18 protein-coding genes are annotated in these 15,956 nt (G+C 68.5%); 11 read left to right on the forward strand and 7 right to left on the reverse strand.

Going from position 1 to position 15,956, the window contains the following annotated elements; translation table 11 throughout:
* Positions 1-160: 160 nt before the first annotated feature.
* Positions 161-823 carry an alpha/beta hydrolase gene (locus tag OG430_RS13575; protein ID WP_327359078.1) on the reverse strand — a complete coding sequence of 221 codons (663 nt, stop codon included), beginning with the start codon at positions 821-823 and terminating at the stop codon, positions 161-163.
* A 312-nt stretch (positions 824-1,135) separates the two neighbouring features.
* On the opposite strand from OG430_RS13575, the gene OG430_RS13580 reads away from it, so the two are divergent.
* From OG430_RS13580 to OG430_RS13600, 5 genes are all read left to right on the forward strand, one after another.
* On the forward strand, positions 1,136-1,621 hold the full coding sequence (locus OG430_RS13580) for a peroxiredoxin family protein (protein WP_327352739.1): 486 nt from the start codon (positions 1,136-1,138) through the stop codon (positions 1,619-1,621).
* 354 nt (positions 1,622-1,975) lie between these two features.
* Positions 1,976-3,547: a DUF4331 domain-containing protein gene (locus tag OG430_RS13585; RefSeq protein ID WP_327352740.1), complete on the forward strand. Its 1,572-nt coding sequence runs from the start codon at positions 1,976-1,978 to the stop codon at positions 3,545-3,547.
* 355 nt (positions 3,548-3,902) lie between these two features.
* A complete protein-coding gene (locus OG430_RS13590; RefSeq protein ID WP_327352741.1) occupies positions 3,903-4,994 on the forward strand; it encodes a tetratricopeptide repeat protein in 1,092 nt (363 codons plus the stop codon).
* 5 nt (positions 4,995-4,999) lie between these two features.
* On the forward strand, positions 5,000-6,613 hold the full coding sequence (locus OG430_RS13595) for a nickel/cobalt transporter (protein ID WP_327352742.1): 1,614 nt from the start codon (positions 5,000-5,002) through the stop codon (positions 6,611-6,613).
* A gap of 309 nt (positions 6,614-6,922) precedes the next feature.
* Positions 6,923-7,315, forward strand: coding sequence for a hypothetical protein (locus OG430_RS13600; protein WP_327352743.1), 393 nt, complete (start codon positions 6,923-6,925; stop codon positions 7,313-7,315).
* Positions 7,316-7,396: 81 nt separating this feature from the next.
* Here the strand turns inward: OG430_RS13600 and OG430_RS13605 are convergent, their stop codons facing one another.
* Genes OG430_RS13605 through OG430_RS13615 form a run of 3 tightly spaced genes read right to left on the reverse strand, consistent with a single transcriptional unit; the run spans position 7,397 to position 9,917 of the window.
* On the reverse strand, positions 7,397-8,089 hold the full coding sequence (locus tag OG430_RS13605) for a WbqC family protein (RefSeq protein WP_327352744.1): 693 nt from the start codon (positions 8,087-8,089) through the stop codon (positions 7,397-7,399).
* Positions 8,090-8,132: 43 nt separating this feature from the next.
* Entirely contained in the window at positions 8,133-8,801 is a 669-nt protein-coding gene (locus OG430_RS13610) for a YdcF family protein (RefSeq protein WP_327352745.1), read from the reverse strand.
* A gap of 15 nt (positions 8,802-8,816) precedes the next feature.
* The gene (locus tag OG430_RS13615) at positions 8,817-9,917 is read right to left on the reverse strand and encodes a helix-turn-helix domain-containing protein (protein ID WP_327352746.1); all 1,101 of its coding nucleotides are present in this window, start codon (positions 9,915-9,917) and stop codon (positions 8,817-8,819) included.
* A gap of 155 nt (positions 9,918-10,072) precedes the next feature.
* Here OG430_RS13615 and OG430_RS13620 point away from each other — a divergent pair, with 155 nt between their 5' ends.
* Positions 10,073-10,501, forward strand: coding sequence for a hypothetical protein (locus tag OG430_RS13620; protein ID WP_327352747.1), 429 nt, complete (start codon positions 10,073-10,075; stop codon positions 10,499-10,501).
* A 116-nt stretch (positions 10,502-10,617) separates the two neighbouring features.
* Here the strand turns inward: OG430_RS13620 and OG430_RS13625 are convergent, their stop codons facing one another.
* The 3 genes from OG430_RS13625 to OG430_RS13635 form a co-directional block, all read right to left on the reverse strand.
* On the reverse strand, positions 10,618-11,187 hold the full coding sequence (locus tag OG430_RS13625; RefSeq protein WP_327359079.1) for a GNAT family N-acetyltransferase: 570 nt from the start codon (positions 11,185-11,187) through the stop codon (positions 10,618-10,620).
* Positions 11,188-11,235: 48 nt separating this feature from the next.
* Positions 11,236-11,727, reverse strand: coding sequence for a TrmO family methyltransferase domain-containing protein (locus OG430_RS13630; RefSeq protein WP_327352748.1), 492 nt, complete (start codon positions 11,725-11,727; stop codon positions 11,236-11,238).
* A gap of 63 nt (positions 11,728-11,790) precedes the next feature.
* Complete coding sequence (locus OG430_RS13635; RefSeq protein ID WP_327352749.1) at positions 11,791-12,843, reverse strand: Tat pathway signal protein; 1,053 nt, start codon at positions 12,841-12,843, stop codon at positions 11,791-11,793.
* Between the two features lie 584 nt (positions 12,844-13,427).
* On the opposite strand from OG430_RS13635, the gene OG430_RS13640 reads away from it, so the two are divergent.
* From OG430_RS13640 to OG430_RS13660, 5 genes are all read left to right on the forward strand, one after another.
* Positions 13,428-13,901: an ATP-binding protein gene (locus tag OG430_RS13640; RefSeq protein ID WP_327352750.1), complete on the forward strand. Its 474-nt coding sequence runs from the start codon at positions 13,428-13,430 to the stop codon at positions 13,899-13,901.
* Complete coding sequence (locus tag OG430_RS13645; RefSeq protein WP_327352751.1) at positions 13,901-14,392, forward strand: hypothetical protein; 492 nt, start codon at positions 13,901-13,903, stop codon at positions 14,390-14,392. The genes OG430_RS13640 and OG430_RS13645 overlap by 1 nt, the downstream gene beginning before the upstream one ends.
* The gene (locus tag OG430_RS13650; protein WP_327352752.1) at positions 14,389-14,874 is read left to right on the forward strand and encodes a hypothetical protein; all 486 of its coding nucleotides are present in this window, start codon (positions 14,389-14,391) and stop codon (positions 14,872-14,874) included. Before OG430_RS13645 ends, OG430_RS13650 begins: the two co-directional genes overlap by 4 nt.
* A complete protein-coding gene (locus tag OG430_RS13655) occupies positions 14,862-15,290 on the forward strand; it encodes a DUF6415 family natural product biosynthesis protein (RefSeq protein WP_327352753.1) in 429 nt (142 codons plus the stop codon). Before OG430_RS13650 ends, OG430_RS13655 begins: the two co-directional genes overlap by 13 nt.
* Before the next feature lie 82 nt (positions 15,291-15,372).
* Positions 15,373-15,939, forward strand: coding sequence for a helix-turn-helix transcriptional regulator (locus OG430_RS13660; protein ID WP_327350358.1), 567 nt, complete (start codon positions 15,373-15,375; stop codon positions 15,937-15,939).
* The last annotated feature ends 17 nt before the right edge of the window (positions 15,940-15,956 follow it).

Consider the following 15,956-nt stretch of genomic DNA (forward strand, 5'->3'; position numbering starts at 1 on the left):
GGACCATCTGGGGGCCTTCCTCGTCACCTGCCGCCCCGGTAAGGGGACGGACACCGGGGTTGATCGCCTTTGCAAGGGTGATTCGGAGCGGATGCGACCTTGGATTGGTCCGCCAGGCGAAACCCGGGGCGATCCCCCGAACGGCCCTGCCGCCCCTTGTTCAGTACTCGCGCTGGTGAAGGCCGCCGAACCCGCTGTTGCGCGCCATGACGGCAGGCTCGGGTCCGATTCCGAGCAGCGCGCTCACCACGTCGGCCGTCAGGCTGTGCCACAGCCGAGCGCGGCGCAGCATCGCATGATCGGCGCCACGGAGCAGGACCATGCTCACGTCGGCGCCCGCAGCGCCTGCACGCGCCGCCAGCTCCGCGGACGCGCGCGGGTCGGTCACGCGGTCCATCTCGCCGTGCAGCAAGACCACGCGTCGCCCGGCCAGTTGAGCCACCGGCTCACCCGGCGGACACCAGGGCGCGAGCCCCACCACTCCCCGTACCGATGGATGCCCGGCCGCCCTCAATGCGGCTCGGCCGCCCATGGAGTGCCCCACCAGGACCGTGGGCACGTCGCCGAAGCGCTGCGCCAGCGTGTCCAGCGCCTGCCGGGCATCGCGTACGGGGTCCTCGCAGGCGCCGTTCCAGCCTCGGCAACGGTAGCGCACACGCCCCACGACAACCCCGTGTCCCCGGGTGGCCCGGGTGAGCGCGCCGGCGAACGGACGCATCCGCAGAGCGGCGAGACTCCATGGCGGGGGCGCCGCCGTGCCGATTTCGCGGCCACCGTGCAGCAGCAGCACCGCCGCCGTGGGGCGAGCGGCGCTGTCGCCCATCACCAATGGGGTGCGGGGGTCGTCATCCCATACGAGCACGTGTACTCCCTGGCCTGTGCTGTGCCTGAACTGGCCGGCCTCGCTGACGAGAAGCCACCGCGATCTATTCGGAGCCGGAGCCGTTACGGATGGGTCGCCCCCAGCCGTTCTCCCACGGCATCGCCCCGGATGACCAATCCCTTCCGGCATCGGCTCCGAATCCCAAGGGGCACGCGGCTGCCGTGGCTGCATGATCCCCCCCCGGCCTTGTCTGGTGTGACCTGGAATGCCCTCAACCATGCTCCCTCCTACTTGATCCGACTGGAGCTGCCCATGGCCTCGTTCCCTGAACCCGGCGAGCACGTCCCCGATTTCTCCCTTCCGGGCGGCCGGCTCACCGAGGGTCATTTCCTGCGGCACGACTACGAGCTGTGCTCTCAGCGGGGGCGGCCGCTCGTCCTGGCCTTCTATCCAGGGGATGGCACACCCGTCTGCACCAGGCAGTTGTGCTCCTACTCCCACGCGTTGGACGGGCTCAGCGACCTCGGCGCGGAGGTCTGGGCGATCAGCCCGCAGGACGTGAGCAGTCACGAGGCATTCGCGCGGCGGCACGACCTGCGCATGCCCCTGCTCGCGGACACCGATCTCGTGGTGGCTCGCATGTTCGGCATCGCCCTGCCCGGACTCGGCTTACGGCGGTCGGTGTTCCTGATCGCCGCGGACGGCACTCTCCGCTGGAAGCATGTCTCCTGGGTGGGCGCCACGTTCCAGTCGGTGCACAAACTGAAGGGCCGCATCGCCGCCCTCACCGAACACTGATCGCCCGGGTGGCGTAGCGGGCCCGCCCCGTGCCCATGTCGGCTCACGGCGTCCGCTGCGGCCATCATCACCGCGTTCACCTGGGCTTTCTGCGTGGACTCCGGAAGCACAGGACGACTCCTCACCCCCAGGTTGCGCAAAACGGGATGGTTTACGTGGTTTGCTGCGGCCTGCGCATTCACTGCGCGGTGCATCTCCGACCGGCGAGGGCCTCCTGCCCTCGTGGAAGCCGCCCGGACACGCTCGTGTCCCGCCCGCTGGGTCGATCACCCCACTCGTTGAACTCTCCGCAGCCGCAGCACGGCCGAAGTCGTGCTGCCCTGACGCGAGTTCACGGTTCGAGAGGATCTCCCCTTGAAGCTCCCTGCCGCGCGGCCACGCTCCCGCCGCGCCGTCGAGCACACGCTGCTCACCCTCGGGGCCGGCGCACTGGCCACCGGCCTGGCCGCCCTGACGCTCGCGCCCACCAGCAGTGTGGCCTCGAGCCACCGCGAGGCACCCGCGGTCGCCGGGGACCCGCGAGTGGACAACACCGACGTCTACGCCTTCACCAGCCCCGACCATGCCGACACCGTGACGCTCGTCGCCAACTGGATCCCGTTCCAGGAGCCCGACGGCGGCCCGAACTTCTACGCCTTCGCCGACGACGCCCGCTACCACATCAAGATCGACAACACCGGTGACGGAAAGGCCGACGTCACCTACACCTGGCGTTTCCGCAACGAGATCAGAGACGCGGACGGCCAGTTCCTCTACAACACCGGGCCGGTCCGCTCGCTGAAGGACCCCAACCTCAACTTCCGCCAGGTGTACGACCTCACCGTCACTGACGCCCGCGGCACCCGCACCCTGCTGCGCGGCGCGCCCGCGGCTCCCTCCCGCACCGGGCAGGCGTCCATGCCCGACTACGCCTCGTTGCGCGACGAGGCCGTACGGTCCGTGCCGGGCGGCGGCCAGGTATTCGTCGGGCAGGCGGAGGACCCGTTCTTCGGCGACCTGCGGGTCTTCGACCTGCTGTACGGCGGCGATCTGAGCAAGCGCGGCGAGGACACCCTCGCCGGCTACAACGTCAACTCGGTTGCCCTGCAAATCCCCAAGAAGCAGCTGGCCTTGAAGAACAACGCGGCCCGCAACCCCGTGATCGGTGTCTGGTCGACCACCGAACGACGCGGAGCCGGCGTGACCGACAGCCGCGCCGAGCAGGGCGCCGACTGGCGCCAGGTCTCCCGGCTCGGCAACCCGCTGGTCAACGAAGTCGTCGTACCGCTGAAGTACAAGGACGCCTTCAACACCATCTCGCCCGACCAGGACCGCACGGTCAAGCCAGTCGTCGACAAGGTCTACGACCCGATCCTGCCCAAACTGGTCAACAAGGTGTACGGAGTGCCCGCTCCCAAGGCCCCGCGCAACGACATCGCTGAGATCTATCTGACCGGTGTCTGCAAGGCGTGCGGCCCGGTCAAGGCGGACCTCAACGCCCACCGGCTGAACAAGGACGCGCTGCCGCGCCAGATCGTGCCGGCCGAGGAGCTGCGCCTGAACATGATGGTTCCGCCGGCCGAGGACCCGGAGCGCCTCGGTGTACTCGCCGGCGACCTGGGCGGGTTCCCCAACGGCCGGCGCCTTGGCGACGATGTCATCGACATCTCGCTGCAGGCCGTGATGGGCGCGGCCCAGACCGGCGAGCTGGTCGAGGCGCTGGAGGACGGCGACGAGGTCGATGCCAACGACGCCGAGTTCAGCAGCAGCTTCCCCTACCTGGCGCTGCCGCACGGTGGCGATGGTGACGGCGCTCGAGCGGCCGGCGTAGTCGAGCGTTCTTCGGCGGAACTGGAAGCTTCCAGCAGCGTTGCGCTCGGGGCAGCGGGTGTCGCGATGCTCGGTGCCGGCGGCCTCAGCAGGTACCGGCGCCGCCCCGTCGCCTGACGCAGCCATCCGGCCTGGCCGAATCCGCTCTTCGGGCGGGCAGATCTGTGGATCTGCCCGCCCGGGTGCCGGCCCGCAACCCTCTTCTCGGAGGCCCGTGTTGAACCGACCCAGCCTTGTGCGCCGTCCCCGTGCGGGCGTCCGCCTCCGCAATGCGGCGGCGGTCCTCGCTCTGGCTGCCGCTCTGTTCACAGCCGGAGCTGTGGTGCTGGATCCGCTCGGCGCCCCTGGCCTGCCGGACGACTTCGCTGCGCCTTCGCGCACGGAGGGCCCTGGCGGTTCCGGTTCCCTCGAAGCCCTGCGTCAACGGGCACGTGAACTCCCACGTGACCCCTCGGCCTGGGCCCGTCTGGGCATGGCCCACGTGGAGCGGGCCCGTGTCTCCGCGGATCCCGCGAACTACGCCGCTGCGGAAGACGCGCTGCGCAAGTCGTTGGCCCTGCAGCCGCACGGCAACTACACGGCCGAGACCGGCATGGGCGCCCTGGCCGCGGCGCGTCATGACTTTCCCCGGGCGCTGACCTGGGCCCGCGCAGCGGTCACCAGCAACGCATACAGCGCTCCCGCGCACGGGGTGCTCGCTGATGCCTACACGCAACTGGGCCGATACGAGGAGGCGTTCGCCGCCGTCCAGCGCATGAGCGACCTGCGCCCGGACGCATCGTCCTTGGCCAGGGCCTCCTACGCGTGGGAACTGCGCGGCGATGCACCCCGGGCCCGTGCACTGATGAACCGGTCATTGCGCGAGGGCGCCGGTGACGCGGAGACGGTTTTCGCACGGACGCATCTCGCCTCGCTGGCACAGGACTCGGGCGACCATCGCCGTGCGCTGCGTGAAGCCGAGGAAGGACTGCGCGTTGCGCCCCGCGACGCCGGTCTACTGGAGGCCCGCGCCCGAGCGCGAGCCGCACTCGGCGACACCGATGGCGCGGTCGCCGACTACACCGCAGCCATCGCGATCGTCCCGCTGCCGCACTTCCTCATCGGCCTCGGTGAACTCCAAGAGGCGCTCGGACACCGGGAGCAGGCGCAAACACAGTACGCGTTGCTGCGAGCTCAGCAACGCCTCCTACGTGCCGGCGGCTCCCCACCCGACGTGGACGACATCCTGTTCGAGGCCGACCACGGGCGGCCCGCCCGAGCCGTCGCCCAATGCCGCACGACGCTCACGTCCCGGCCCTTCCTCGCTGTCCACGACGCTTGCGCCTGGGCCCTGCACCAGGCGGGCAAGGACAGCGAAGCGTTGCACCACGCAGATGAAGCACTCGCCCTCGGTACACGCAGTGCCCTCTTCCACTATCACCGAGCGATGATCCACCGCTCGCTGGGCAACCTACCCGGCGCCCGCGCGGACCTCAGGCGAGCTCTTGGGATCGACGCCCGTTTCCATCCGTTGCACGGGCCCGCGGCCCGCACCGCACTCAGCCGAATCGACAGCAACCGATGAACCTCATGCTCCGCCGTACTCTGCCCGTCGGCACCCTGGCGTTCCTTGCCCTGGCCCTGGCCGGCGCACCTGCTGCCGAGGCCCACCCGCTGGGAAACTTCACGGTCAACCACCACACCGGGCTGACCCTGCGCCCCGACCGTATCGACGCCGTCATCATCACCGACCACGCCGAAATCGCCGCCGCCCAGGAGCAGACCCTGGTGGACACCGATCACGACGGCGACGTCACGACAAGCGAACGCAGAGCCCACGCCCGCACCGCATGCGCGGTGCTCGCCACTCAACTGCGCGTGGCCCAGAGAGGTGTTCCCGTCACCTGGAAGAGCACCGATACCCGCTTCCAGTACCTGCCCGGCGAAGCCGGACTGCCCACCAGCAGGCTGACCTGCACCCTCACCAGCCCCGCACGGTTGACTAAGCCCGCGCAGCTGAACGTCCGCACCACATACGACACACGACGCCTCGGCTGGCATGAACTCACAGCCCGCGGACTGGGGATCTCGCTCTCCCGGTCCGACGTACCCGCCACCTCGCCCACGGACGAACTGCGCAGCTACCCACAAGACCCGTTGGCCACCCCACTGGACCAGCGCACCGCAACCCTCCACACCCAACCGGGCCCGAGCACCACACCAGGGCAAGCCTCTGCTCCGGCCCCCGGAACGGGCTGGTTCAGCCCTCTCCTGGACAGAATCTCCAGCACCTTCAACTCCGCAGTCGGAAGCCGCGAACTCACCTTCTCCGTCGGACTCCTGGCACTGCTCCTTTCCCTCGTCCTCGGCGCCTCCCACGCCCTCATGCCCGGTCACGGCAAGACCATCATGGCCGCCTACCTCGCAGGACGAAGGGGAACTCCCCGGGACGCCCTCACGGTGGGCGCCACTGTCACCATCACCCACACGGCAGGGGTCCTGCTCCTCGGATTGGCTCTTCCCCTGGCTACGACGCTCGCCGGTGAAACCGTGCTCGCCTGGCTCGGCCTTGCCAGCGGCCTGCTCGTCACGGGCATCGGCGTGTGGCTCCTACACTCCGCGGTCCTGCGGCGCCCCACACACCAGCACCACCACCATCACGGCCACTCGCACGATGGCCCGGGCCACACCCACCACGGACACGCCCATAGCCACCATCCGATCCCCGCAACTCCCGACACCACGATCCCGCAAAGCCGTCAACCAGCCTCGCGCACCCGCCAAAAACGAAGCATCGCCGTACTACCACCGGCACTCGCCCCATCACCGTTTCCGTCTCCTCGGCCGAGCCCACCCCGCCAACCGCACAGGCACCGTGCGGGGACCATCGGACTGGGCATCGCCGGCGGCCTGGTCCCCAGCCCCTCGGCCCTGGTCGTCCTCCTCGGAGCCGTGGCGCTGGGCAGAACCGCCTTCGGCGTACTCCTGGTGATCGGATACGGACTCGGCATGGCCGCCACACTCACCGCGGCCGGCCTCCTCCTCGTACGCCTCCGCGACCGCATCAAAGCGCACACCCGCACCACGAAGCCCCGCTGGGCCGGTTGGCGCACACTCGCCCGACTTGGCCCCCTTGCAACCTCAACCCTCGTACTCATCGTCGGACTGGGCCTGATCGCCAGATCATCCTTCGGTCCTTGGTGACGCCGAGGTGAGCCTGACTGCACGCGGGCCCGTCCCGGGACCTAAGCGGCCCATCTGGACGCCAGACGCCAAGAGATTGGCTCCCCGTTGACATCCAATCCAGTCGCCCCAGGTCAGCACCATGCAGGCGACTAAGTTCGTTGTCAAAGGACACCTGCCGTGGTGAGATCCCGCCCACCTCGGCACGAAGAGGGCTCGTCCCAGACGGGCGGCCCCCATAGGGACTGCGATGGCGATCCAAGTGCCACACCAGCGTCACGGCTCGCCCGTCGTCCCCCGCGCCGCTTGCCCGGCCGCCATGATGGAGACATGCCCTCCAGCCCGCAGCACGCCGAACCCGAGTCCGGTGATCTCTCGGTCCCGGTCGCCGAGGACCTCGCGTCGTACCGGGAAAAGTTCCGGCTGCGTCTGCCGGTGTCACTGGACGACCTGCGCGGCCCCGCCCAAGGGGTCATCGAGCTGCCGCTGCACATCGTCTGGTCCGGAATGACCTCGTACGACATGAGCAACCCGCGCCAGCGCATGGGCCTGTACCGCACCGTCCTGCACGAGGGCCTGCGCGAGGACCTGCCGCGCTACCTCAACCACGACCTGCTCCTCCAGCTGTGGCCGGTACTGCGCAAGCTCGTCGGCCGCACGGTACGCACAGTATGGGAGGCCGCCTTTCCCCAGCTCGCCTCCCGCGCCCGAGCCGCCGCGTGACGGACATGCCGGAGCTGCACACGCGACTCCTGTCGGTCGTGAACGGTACGTCCTCTCTTCGTGTAGGAGGGACAGCCGCGGTCAGGCAGCGGGCTGCAGGACCGTGTGGTCGGCGGCGAGCGCCTGGAGGCGGTCGATCACGGGATCCGGGCCCAGGGCAGCTAGGGCCCACAGCGCGCTGAGCCGACGGCCAGAAGACCAGATACTGCCCGCCGGCGGCCTGAACGGCATCACGGCGATATCCCGTGCGGCAAACGGGGCCTGGTCGAGGTAGACCATCCCGCCGGTCCCGCACAGATACGCGCGAGCGCCGGTTACGGCTGCGAGGTCGGCGAGCCGCTGGGATCGACCTGGCCGAGAAGTCAGTTGACTGCTAGTCAGGATCTTTCCCTTCCAGCCGAGTAGGTCCAGCAGGACTCGGGTGGAGATCTCGGCGACGGCCGCAGTCCGGCCGGTGGGGAAAGTGTCCAGCACCCGGTCCAGGGCCTGGGCGAGGACGGGCCAGTGCGGGCTGATCCCATAGTGCTGCTGCAGCATCCCGGCGGCCCGACGGCGGGCCAGGTCCGGGGCGGCGATCACCGCGTCCCGGATGAGGGTGGGGCGTCCACTCGGCAGATGGGTGGGGATGGTAAGCCATCGGTGGCGGGCCGGGTCGTCGAGACCACCGAGGCGGGCTCGGTGCTGGTAGTCGCGGCGGGTGAACTGCACGTCGTCTAGGACGATCCAGTAGTCCGCCGCGAAGAGCTTGGCCAGCGTGGTCAGCCGCGGGAACATATTGGGCTGGTGAATGGCACACAGCCCACCCGGGGCGGGCAGGTCAGGGGTTGATGAGGCGGCTGGTGAAGCCGTCGCGGATGAGAGATTCGTACGCGGCATGCACGTCCTCCGGGACCTCCTGCTCGATGGCGAATCCGAGCTTCGGATACTCGATGACCCGCTGGAGGTCGCCGACGAGCATGTCCAGGACGAGCTTCTCGTCGCCGATGGACTTCACGTAGTCGTCGAACTCCAGCGGCTCCGACGCGCAGAGGATCTCGACGTCGGGCCACAGCTTGCGGGCGGTCGCGAACGATCGCCTCTCCATATAGGGCTTGGACACCAGCAGCACCGTGGTCGGGGTGATGGCCGCGCCTGCGAGGACCTCACGCGAGAGGGTGATGTTCTGCCCGGTGTTGCCCGCGTTGGGCTCCAGCAGGATCGCGTCGGCGGGGACGCCGAGGTCGATGGCATGCTCGCGGAAGTGGACAGCCTCGCCGCGCGGGAAGACCTTGGCGGTGGTGGGGCTGTTGCCGCCGGTGAAGACCAGGGTTGGGAAGAGTCCGGCCCGATACAGGTCGGCGGCGTGACTGGCGACGCCAAGGTCGTGGCTGCCCAGCCCGATCGCCACGTCGACGGGCCTCAGCTCGTGGCTCATCTGGTGGTAGTCCCAGATCAGCTTGGCCCGGCGCCACTGGTCTTCGGTGATGGTCTGCTGGTTGTCGCTCACGCGTGTTCTCCCTGGTCACCGCTGCCGGGGGCCGGTCGGCCCCTCGCTCATGGCCTTGATGCCCTCGATACTGCGCAGTTGGTGCACGAGTCCGTACTGCGCGGCTGTCCTGGCGGCCTGGTCGAGGACGAGGAGTCCATCATCCCGGGTCGCTGCGTCTGAGAGCAGGATGTGGCCATGAGCGGTGTCCAGTCGCACGCGTTGCATTGGTGATTCGGTGGTCCCGCTGTTGCGGGCGATGTCGATGAAGTGCAGGGCCTGGGTGAGGTCGCCTGCACCACGGGCGGCCAGGGCGAGCTTCTGGTGGGCCACTGACCAGTCGTCAGGTTCCTGAAGGTCTTCGAAGTCGCGGGTCGCGGCCTGCATGACGCGGGTCGCATAGTCGTGGTTGCCGTCCTTGCTCAGTGCAGTCCCCACCCACAACCGGGCCCTTGCCCGGTCGCGGCGGGAGAGCCGGTCGTCGACCGCGAGCGATTCGTAGTTGCGGGCGGCGATCTCCAGCTTCCCGGACATTTCCGTGACGACCGCCATGGACAGGTCGAGCTGAGCGACGCGGCGGGGGATGTCGAGCTGGGTGAAGACGGAGCGAGCGCCGGCATAGGAGTGCTGGGCGGAGAGCGGGCCGAGGACGACACCCTGGTCGCGCTTGAGGTCGCCGAGCAGGGCGGTAGAGCGGGCGAACAGATACAGGCCCTTCTCGTCCAGGTCCGGGGCGTTGAACCGGCCAAGCCAGCGGGCTAGGAGGCTGTCGGCGAAGGTGAAGTTCTGCCGGGACAGAGCGACGACAACCCGGTCCAGGTCATCGGCCCAGGACTCGAACTCCCAGGCCCGGGGCCCAGAGGCCGTGACGCGGCGCCGGGCGGTAGTCACCGCGCTGGTCATCTCGGACAGGAGCGTCTCGAAGCGCAGGTGGACGGCGGCGTCCGCGCGGCCGAGCGCGGTGTCGAGGATGGCCTGGGTGTCGGGTCTGGGCTCGGTGCCGGCGAGTTTGGACTCCCACTTGGACACTGTCGCGACGGCCAGGCCGAGCTGCTGGGCGAAGGCCCGCACGCTCAGTCGCAGGGCGAGACGCAGGGCCTTGGCCTCCAGGCCGGTCCAGTGGTGCACGGTCGCCACGCGTCACTCCCTTCCGCTAGCCATCGAAGCACGGTGAGTGCGGACGGCGGGACGGAAGTGGAACGGAAGTAGAACAGGCGGTGATTGGCCCGGAGTTGGCGTGCGGCCACGCTCAAGACGTCGCCACTTGTCGAGCCTTTTGGACGGTCTTCAGCATGGAACCCCTCACGGAGCACCGCCAGGTCAGCGGCCCGGTCGTGTACGGCTTCCTGCGGCTGGTGCGGGTCTCCGCAGCCCGGCATGCGGCCCTGGCCGCGTCGCTCACCGAGTACTGCCGCAGCCACGAGCTGCAGCTGTCCGGCGTCTTCACCGACCGCGACATGAGCTCCGGGCCCGCCTCCGCGGCGTTCACCGGGCTGCTGGACGTGCTGGCCCTACCGGACGTCTATGGCGTGCTCGCCCCGGCAATGTCACACCTGGGCCCGAAGGCCATAGCGGCCGAACGCGGACGCCGGATCGAAACGGCCGGCTCCCGGCTGCTGCTGGTCCGCGGCCCCCGCCCCGCACACCCGCCAGTCACCAGTAACAGCCCCGTCCGCCGCCGCAGCCCGGGAATCACCCGCGTCCTGGACGCAGAGTCATGAGGGTGGCGATGGCCGAGCGGTGCAGCTCCTGCTCGAAGTCGGCTTCGGTCAGGGGTGTCTGTGACCAAGGCAGCGATCGGCTTCAGCTGGAAAGTCTGCGCGGGCTGGGACAAGAGCTACCCCTCCTTCAACCCGGCCTCGATGGGCTTCCATTCATGACGCAGGACTGTGTGCACCACAGAGTCGCGCCACTGTCCAGCCTTCTGAATGTGTTCGCGGATCGTGTAGTCCTCCCGCATGCCAACCGTGTTCATCGTCTTGGCGGAAGCGGAGTTGTGCGGGGAGCGGGCTCCCCAGATACGGTGCAGCTTCAGGTCGTCGAATCCGACTTCGAGCAGAAGCTGCACCGTATCCACGCCGTATCCGATGCCCCATTTGTCGGCTCGGAGAGCAAAGCCAATCGTGGCGCCGTGATGCTGGTGAGGGTCGAAGGCGAGGCGCGCGAAACCGATCAGTTCAGCCGTGCCACGTTCAATGACAGCCAGCGCGTACTCGTCGCGCGGAGTAGTGCCGGCTGCGGCGACCGACCTTTCGACAATCAGCTCGACTTGCTCCCGCGTACGCGGCTCGAAGGACAGATGGGCGGTCACTTCCGCGCTCCCGTAGATCGCGTGGACCCCATCCACGTCGTCCGTGGTGAGCTCGCGGAGCTCCAAGCGGGAGCTGCGCTGGTTGATCGGGTACATACCGATGACCTCTATCCGCGCCTTGCGTGGTTGCACGGAGCGTGCGGACTAGCCCTTGGTGTCCGGCTTGGCCCAGTAGTCACCCAGCATCTCGGTCGGCCAGCTCGGCTCCACCACTTCACCGCGGGGCCCCATCTCCTTGAAGTAGGCCACGAGGTGGAGGACCGGGCTGCCGTGGACCGCGTCGAGGTCTTCAACATGGAGATCACGCCCCTCGATCTTGAGCAGCCGGGGGTGCGACACGGCGATCTGTGCCGGGTGCCGGTGGTTGTGGTGCGCGTAGGTGCCTGTCTTCGGGTATTGCGGGTCGTTGCGGGCATGGCGCGAACCGAGGTGCACGTCGCCGGGGCTGGCCTTGTGGAATTTCCAGACCACTTCGAGGTGCGAAAACTCCTCGACGCCATCGAGGGTGGAGAGCGGCTGGTCCGCGTTCAGCCGGATGATGGACTGGACGCCACCCCAGTAGTCATCGCTCACCTCGGTGCGCTCGCTCACCACCGTGGCAATCGGCTTCAGCTCGAACGTCGCGGACTCGGACATGAACTCCCCCTCCGTTGTGGTCGGCTAGGGGTGATCGCCCAGGCTTCCCTCGCCGTATGGCGGTCAGGCTACCTGCCGCAGTACTGCCGCTGTCCGGGCCTCCAGTTCGGCGACCGCCGTGATGCCGCGGTACCGGAACGGGCTGATCGTCTGGCGCATGGTCGTGACCGTGTCCAGGGCCCGGCGCGACTGCACGCCCTCCATGGCGTCCAGGGCTCGGTTCCAGGTCGCGCAGGCGGCCTCGACTCCGTCGGTCCGGGCCTGCACGGCGCCGAGGTATCCGAGTGTGACGGCGTGAGTCCTGGCGTAGGTCGTGGCCTTGCGGGTGCGTACGGAGCGTTTGAACTCTCGCTGGGCGCCGGCGAAGTCTCCGATGTCGCGGAGTGTGCAGGCGGTTTCGTGCGCGAGCGATGCCTCTTTGAAGAAGAACATCCGCCCGGGTTCGTCCGCGGTCGTGGCCGCCGCCAAGTCCTCCTCGGCTTGGAGCAGCGCAGTGGCCGCGGCCTTCTTCTGACCAGCGACTGCCAGGGCGCGGGCATGTACGACACCAAGCAGTGCGCGTTCCCGCGGGCAGGCGTGGCCGTAGCGGCTGCGGTCCATGGTGGCCGAGGACAGTTGAAGGGCCTCACGGTAGTGGCCGAGGTCTACGGCTTGGTGGGCCATGGCCCGCATGACGTGTGCGGCCAAGGCTGGGTCCGTGGCCTCGGCGGCGAGCCTGATGGCGAGGGTGAAGTGCGTCTGAGCTTCGGCGTGCTGACCGGCGTCGAAGGCCATCCATCCGGTGAGGTAGATGAGTTCGCCTGCTGTGGAGAGGAGTTCACGGCGAACGCGTTCGTCTCGGAAGGTTCCGTTGAGCATGTCGGCGACCTCGTCGACGAGGTAGGCGGTCACGGCGGACCGGCCGTGTCCTCCGCCGTGGCGCTGATCGCGCTGCTGGAAGAAGCCGGTCATCTCCTGGACAGCTTCCACGTCGCCTGCGCCGATACGGCGGCGGCTGGCAGCGGGCCTGCTACTCGCCCTGTCAGCAGCGTCCTGCCACCAGGACTCGTCCGGCAGAGCGAGGCCCGCGACGGAGTATGCGGACGTCGAGAGGAACTGGCGTCGCGCGAAAGCCACTTGGGTGCTCCGGAGTTCGTTCAGGGCAGCGAGGGTGTCGACGTGCCAGATGGACGGCTGCGTGCTGCCCGAGTCCGGGTCGGCAAGCCCGATCTCGCTTGGGGTGAGTCGGCGTCCCAGTCCCCGCGACAGCGTTTCGCACAAGATAGACGTCGCTGGGCCGCTCGGCTTCGATCCCAGTACCCATTGAGAGACGTTTGTGCGCCCCATACCGAGAAGGTCGGTTGCTTCGATCTCTCGGGCGACTCGAACGAACTGTGTGGCGACCTGAGCCTGCGTCCATCCAGCCTCAGCGATCGCGGCCACAAGCTGTTCATTCTTTGTGCGCGCCATGCCGGTTCCCTGCCCTCAGAACGATCTTTAGCAGCTTTAGCAGCATTCCCACTCCTACCCGGATACCCACAGGCCGTCACGAGCGGTTTCCTCAACGTAGCCGCCAACGACCTTGCGAGGAGGAGAGATTCAGTGATCTCGCCGCTGCATCCCCATGGGGCGTCGGTGATCCGCCCGCCTCGTTATGGCGCACCACTGGCACGTCACCCTCACCGACGGCGGAGAGGCCATGTCCTCTTAGGAGGGGCACGATGAGCGCCGCAGCAGCCACCGCGGCAGTCGCATCAGGTGTTGAGGAATCCGAAGAGTCGGCCTCGCACGCCTTCTCGCGTGCCTTCGTCGTGGGCTTCGCCTCGGACACGACCTGCGTCGCCCGCATGCGACGGCTCACTGCTCACTGTCTCCGATGGTGGGGTTTGGACCAAGAGGCCGAACAGGCACACGACTTGGCGGAGAACGCCGTCCTTTGTGTCTCCGAGCTGGTCACCAATGCCGTCCGGCACGGCCACGGTGACGGTCGCTTGAGCATCGTGTGCACCGTCGAAGACCTGTACGTCGAGGTCGCTGACGGCAACCCGGAGCCGGCCGAACTTCGCTCTGCCAGCGACGACGACACCACCGGCCGCGGCCTCGTCCTTGTCGACGCACTCTCGACAGACTGGGGCGTCAATGACGGCGGCAAGACGACGTGGTGCGTCTTCAACATCCCGGAGGGGATGCTGTGATGGTCGCCGTCGACGACACCGCTGCAGCCGAGCTGTTGAGTCGGCCCGTCTCCTCCCAGGACGAGACGCTGCGCAGGCTCGCCCTCTCCCTGTGCCGCTCCCTGGCGGACGAAGGGATCAGCGATGACCTGTTCGACCACCTGGAGCACGTCCTCGGCGAAGGAGTTCAGCCTGCTGCGGCAGTCCGCGCACGCCGGATGGACGGCCTCTTAGTTCGCCTTGGCCTCCCTCTCCCCCGCCGTCGTCGCCAGGAGAAGGCCACCCCGCTGCTTCCCGAGGAAGCAGCGCGGATCAGCGACCGGTTCCGCCGGGCTACGACCCAACTCATGAGGGTCGTGCCGTACCGCGTTGCGGCCTACCCCACAGAGGAATTGCATCGCCTGATCGCTCTTCGCGACGAGCGGCCGGCCCCGGACCAGGCTGTGGCCCACCTCCGGCGATTCGCTCTCGCCATCCTCGCCGTCCTCGACTTGATGGGAGATGACGCGTGACCAGCACCGTCGCGAGGGTCATCCTCGCGCCCAGGGAACGGCAGGTCCTCGAGGGCCTGGCCGACGGCAGTACGCTCGCCGCGGTCGCGCTCGACCTCAAGGTTCGGGAAGGCACAGCTGCGGGCTATCTCAAGCTGGCCAAGGCGAAGTTGTACGGCATGGGAGACCTCGCCGCCGCACTTGCCGTCGGCTACGCCACCGAGGCCATCACCCGGCCCGAGTTGCTCGATCCCACGGCGCTGAACCTCCCCGAGAAGCAGCGAGACCTCGTGCCGCTGGTCGCGCAGGGGATGCGGGCCGTCCAGATGGCGACCAAGCTGAACCGGCCGATCGGTGACGTCCGCCGTGACGGCCGTGACCTCATGGCGAACTTGGGTGGCACACCGGACTGCCCGAAAATCAGGAACCAGGCCCACCTCGTCACACGGGCGTGGCAGTACCAGGTGCTGACCGCAGATCAGGTGATCGCATGGCTGCCCTGACCCCCACGGTCCCCGACAAGGTCGAGGTCCTGGCGAACGTGAACACAGTGCTCGACTGGGACCTGTCCAGCCCTGACGTCCCCTCCGCCGCGGACTCGGTAGCCGTGGTCGAGCAGTTCACGGCGTACAGCCAGGTCCTCGCGAAAGACCTGCGCACGCTGTGCCTCAGCATCCTGGCGGACTCCGAGGTCGGGGTCAGGGCACGGAGCATCCTCGGGGAGACGAGCGGGAGGCTTAGCGCCCCGCTCCCGAGCCCTCTCACGGACCGCTATGCCGCGCGACGAGCGCAGAATCTCGCCCGCCTCATCCAGGGCCTGCTCCGGGCCACCGCACAGGTCCGTGAAGCACAAGAACGCGCCGTCAGCCAGCTGACAACGCACTCCACCCCGAAAGGCAACGGGTGTAGCTCTCCCTGAGTGAGATCGTTGCGGTGGGTTGTTGCTGCCGGGGTTCGTTTGCCGGATCGTCGTGTCCAGGGTTCGGGGCTGGGAGGCGGCGATGGTGTCGTGGCTGGAAGAGCTGGAGCGGCGGGATGCTGCCGCACGAGATCGAATCGCTGAACTGCGTGGCCAGATCAAGGAGTTGACGGTCCTCCTGGTCGTGCAGGAAGAGGTGGCCTCCCGGCTGGGGATCACGCGGGAGACGATGAGCGAGATCCTTTCCGGGGACAGCACGGTGACCGGGCCGGAGGCTGGCGGGAGCGATGAGGTGGAGCCGGCGGCTGGGCCGGTGACCGGTGCCGGATCGCCGGTGGGGGTGCGGTTGGTGCCGACCTGGTCGGCGGAGGTGGACGCGGAGGTGTTGCCGCCCTCGTACCGGGACATCGTGGAGATTCTTGGCGATGCGGTGCATCCGATGCGGGCGCATCAGCTGTGCTCCGTGCTCGGGCTGTCGACGGACAAGAGCAAGGTGGAGGGGTTCCGTTCGAAGTTGAAACGGCTGGCGGAGCGGGACTGGATCGCGGAGGTGGAGCCGGGGTTGTTCGCTTCGCGGGATACGGCACCGCGAGGGCGTGCGCCGGGGCGGGGGAACGACCCCGCGGTGTCGCCGCGCGCCGGTGAGTAGGAGGGCTCTCGCGCCTA

The organism is Streptomyces sp. NBC_01304 (assembly GCF_035975855.1).
In the GTDB taxonomy this organism is placed as follows: Bacteria; Actinomycetota; Actinomycetes; order Streptomycetales; family Streptomycetaceae; genus Streptomyces.

What these genes read in the sequence shown, in the direction of transcription:
- OG430_RS13575 (WP_327359078.1), bottom strand. Translation starts at nt 823, where the DNA reads ATGGGCGACAGCGCCGCTCGCCCCACGGCGGCGGTGCTGCTGCTGCAC.
- OG430_RS13580 (WP_327352739.1), top strand. Translation starts at nt 1,136, where the DNA reads ATGGCCTCGTTCCCTGAACCCGGCGAGCACGTCCCCGATTTCTCCCTT.
- OG430_RS13590 (WP_327352741.1), top strand. Translation starts at nt 3,903, where the DNA reads ATGGCCCACGTGGAGCGGGCCCGTGTCTCCGCGGATCCCGCGAACTAC.
- OG430_RS13595 (WP_327352742.1), top strand. Translation starts at nt 5,000, where the DNA reads ATGCTCCGCCGTACTCTGCCCGTCGGCACCCTGGCGTTCCTTGCCCTG.
- OG430_RS13600 (WP_327352743.1), top strand. Translation starts at nt 6,923, where the DNA reads ATGCCCTCCAGCCCGCAGCACGCCGAACCCGAGTCCGGTGATCTCTCG.
- OG430_RS13605 (WP_327352744.1), bottom strand. Translation starts at nt 8,089, where the DNA reads ATGTTCCCGCGGCTGACCACGCTGGCCAAGCTCTTCGCGGCGGACTAC.
- OG430_RS13620 (WP_327352747.1), top strand. Translation starts at nt 10,073, where the DNA reads ATGGAACCCCTCACGGAGCACCGCCAGGTCAGCGGCCCGGTCGTGTAC.
- OG430_RS13625 (WP_327359079.1), bottom strand. Translation starts at nt 11,187, where the DNA reads ATGTACCCGATCAACCAGCGCAGCTCCCGCTTGGAGCTCCGCGAGCTC.
- OG430_RS13630 (WP_327352748.1), bottom strand. Translation starts at nt 11,727, where the DNA reads ATGTCCGAGTCCGCGACGTTCGAGCTGAAGCCGATTGCCACGGTGGTG.
- OG430_RS13640 (WP_327352750.1), top strand. Translation starts at nt 13,428, where the DNA reads ATGAGCGCCGCAGCAGCCACCGCGGCAGTCGCATCAGGTGTTGAGGAA.
- OG430_RS13645 (WP_327352751.1), top strand. Translation starts at nt 13,901, where the DNA reads ATGGTCGCCGTCGACGACACCGCTGCAGCCGAGCTGTTGAGTCGGCCC.
- OG430_RS13655 (WP_327352753.1), top strand. Translation starts at nt 14,862, where the DNA reads ATGGCTGCCCTGACCCCCACGGTCCCCGACAAGGTCGAGGTCCTGGCG.
- OG430_RS13660 (WP_327350358.1), top strand. Translation starts at nt 15,373, where the DNA reads ATGGTGTCGTGGCTGGAAGAGCTGGAGCGGCGGGATGCTGCCGCACGA.